Origin of the sequence: Actinorhabdospora filicis, assembly GCF_030269765.1 — a bacterium.
GTDB classification, from domain to species: Bacteria; Actinomycetota; Actinomycetes; order Mycobacteriales; family Micromonosporaceae; genus Actinorhabdospora; species Actinorhabdospora filicis.
This window is the reverse complement of record NZ_BSTX01000011.1, coordinates 1-3,259: the sequence shown is the minus strand read 5'-3', so window position 1 is coordinate 3,259 and position 3,259 is coordinate 1. Positions and strand designations below refer to the sequence as shown.

The window sequence follows — 3,259 nt, the reverse complement described above, 5'->3', positions numbered from 1 at the left end:
GGGGTTGTTGTTGTTTTGGGTCGTTGTCTGTGTTGTTGTGTTTGTTAAGTTGTCAAGGGCGCATGGTGGATGCCTTGGCACCAGGAGCCGATGAAGGACGTGGGAGGCCGCGATAGGCCTGGGGGAGTTGTCAACCGAGCTGTGATCCCAGGATGTCCGAATGGGGAAACCCGGCACGTGTCATTGCGTGTCACCCACCGCTGAATGTATAGGCGGTGTGGAGGGAACGCGGGGAAGTGAAACATCTCAGTACCCGTAGGAAGAGAAAACAACAGTGATTCCGTGAGTAGTGGCGAGCGAAAGCGGATGAGGCTAAACCGGTGGCGTGTGATACCTGGTAGGGGTTGCGTCATCGGGGTTGCGGGAGCACCTGTCCAGTTGCTACCACTTCTGGCTGCAGTTATAAAGTCGTGTGTTAACCGAATGGTCTGGGAAGGCCGACCGTAGACGGTGAGAGTCCGGTAGGTGAAAACGCATGGCCTGCAGATGGTGTGTCCCAAGTAGCGGCGGACCCCTGAAATCTGCCGTGAATCTGCCAGGACCACCTGGTAAGCCTAAATACTTCCTGGTGACCGATAGCGGACTAGTACCGTGAGGGAAAGGTGAAAAGTACCCCGGGAGGGGAGTGAAATAGTACCTGAAACCATGTGCTTACAATCCGTCAGGGCCCGTGCATTCTTTAGTGGATGGCGGGTGATGGCGTGCCTTTTGAAGAATGAGCCTGCGAGTTAGTGGTGCGTGGCGAGGTTAACCTGTGGAGGGTAGCCGTAGCGAAAGCGAGTCTGAATAGGGCGAACATAGTCGCGTGCTCTAGACCCGAAGCGGAGTGATCTACCCATGGGCAGGTTGAAGCGCGGGTAAGACCGCGTGGAGGACCGAACCCACCAGCGTTGAAAAGCTGGGGGATGACCTGTGGGTAGGGGTGAAAGGCCAATCAAACTCCGTGATAGCTGGTTCTCCCCGAAATGCATTTAGGTGCAGCGTCTCGTGTTTCTTGCCGGAGGTAGAGCACTGATTGGCCTAGGGGGCCGACAAGCTTACCGAAGTCAGTCAAACTCCGAATGCCGGTAAGTGAGAGCGAGGCAGTGAGACTGCGGGGGATAAGCTCCGTAGTCGAGAGGGAAACAGCCCAGATCACCGGCTAAGGCCCCTAAGCGTGTGCTAAGTGGAAAAGGATGTGGGATCGCGGAGACAACCAGGAGGTTGGCTTAGAAGCAGCCACCCTTGAAAGAGTGCGTAATAGCTCACTGGTCAAGTGGTTCTGCGCCGATAATGTAGCGGGGCTCAAGTACACCGCCGAAGCCGTGGCACTCACACATTAACCAGGCCTTCTCCTGCGGGGGTTGGTCCAGGTGTGTGGGTGGGTAGGGGAGCGTCGTGCGGGCAGTGAAGCAGCAGGGTGACCTAGCTGTGGAGGCCGCGCGAGTGAGAATGCAGGCATGAGTAGCGAAAGCAGGGTGAGAAACCCTGCCGCCGGATGACCAAGGGTTCCAGGGCCAGGCTAATCCGCCCTGGGTAAGTCGGGACCTAAGGCGAGGCCGAGAGGCGTAGTCGATGGACAACGGGTTGATATTCCCGTACCCGCGTAGAAGCGACCATGACGAACCTTCGTGTGCTAACCACTCCAAGCATCCTGTTGTGGGCCTTCGGGTCTGCTGGGGTGTGGCCGGGTGGGATCCCGTGTGGTAGTAGTCAAGCGATGGGGTGACGCAGGAGGGTAGCTGATCCCGGTGAATGGTAGTGCCGGGCCAAGCATGTAGCCCGAACCATAGGTAAATCCGTGGTTCACGTAGGGTGAGATGTGACGGGTAGCCGATTGAGGTGAAGTCAGTGATCCCATGCTGCCGAGAAAAGCCTCTAGCGAGTTTCGAGCGGCCCGTACCCCAAACCGACTCAGGTGGTCAGGTAGAGAATACCAAGGCGATCGGGTGAACTGTGGTTAAGGAACTCGGCAAATTACCCCCGTAACTTCGGGAGAAGGGGGACCCCGGCTGGTGACGCGGCTAGCTCGTTGAGCTGGTTGGGGTCGCAGTGACCAGGGGGAAGCGACTGTTTACTAAAAACACAGGTCCATGCGAAGAAGTAATTCGATGTATATGGACTGACGCCTGCCCGGTGCTGGAACGTTAAGGGGACCTGTTAGCTCTTCGGAGCGAGGCGGAGAACTTAAGCGCCAGTAAACGGCGGTGGTAACTATAACCATCCTAAGGTAGCGAAATTCCTTGTCGGGTAAGTTCCGACCTGCACGAATGGCGTAACGACTTCCCCACTGTCTCAACCACAGGCCCGGCGAAATTGCAGTACGAGTAAAGATGCTCGTTACGCGCGGCAGGACGGAAAGACCCCGGGACCTTTACTATAGCTTGGTATTGGTGCTTGGAGCAGTTTGTGTAGGATAGGTGGGAGCCTGTGAAGCGGTCACGCCAGTGTCCGTGGAGGCGATCTTGAAATACCACTCTGATTGTTCTGGGTATCTAACCTCGGACCGTGATCCGGTTCAGGGACAGTGCCTGGTGGGTAGTTTAACTGGGGCGGTTGCCTCCCAAAATGTAACGGAGGCGCCCAAAGGTTCCCTCAGCCTGGTTGGCAATCAGGTGTTGAGTGTAAGTGCACAAGGGAGCTTGACTGTGAGACCGACGGGTCGAGCAGGTGCGAAAGCAGGGACTAGTGATCCGGCACTGGCATGTGGAAGCGGTGTCGCTCAACGGATAAAAGGTACCCCGGGGATAACAGGCTGATCTTCCCCAAGAGTCCATATCGACGGGATGGTTTGGCACCTCGATGTCGGCTCGTCGCATCCTGGGGCTGGAGTAGGTCCCAAGGGTTGGGCTGTTCGCCCATTAAAGCGGCACGCGAGCTGGGTTTAGAACGTCGTGAGACAGTTCGGTCCCTATCCGCCGTGCGCGTAGGATACTTGAGAAGGGCTGTCCCTAGTACGAGAGGACCGGGACGGACGAACCTCTGGTGTGCCAGTTGTCTTGCCAAAGGCACGGCTGGTTGGCTACGTTCGGAAGAGATAACCGCTGAAAGCATCTAAGCGGGAAACTCGCTTCAAGATAAGGTATCCCATCCCGCAAGGGAGTAAGGCCCCCAGCTAGACTACTGGGTTGATAGGCCGGAAATGTACGCACAGTAATGTGTTCAGTTGACCGGTACTAATAGGCCGAGGACTTAACAAATCCTTTAAGCAGCGCGTGACACGCCGCCAGAAAATCGCACCCACTATGTTCATCTGAAACAACACACCACAGCAGCCCCC

Annotated in this window: 1 rRNA gene; it reads left to right on the top strand. The window is 56.6% G+C overall.

What is annotated here, in order from left to right:
• Window positions 1-42 precede the first annotated feature (42 nt).
• Window positions 43-3,179 (top strand): 23S ribosomal RNA (locus QSK10_RS34145).
• Window positions 3,180-3,259 lie beyond the last annotated feature (80 nt).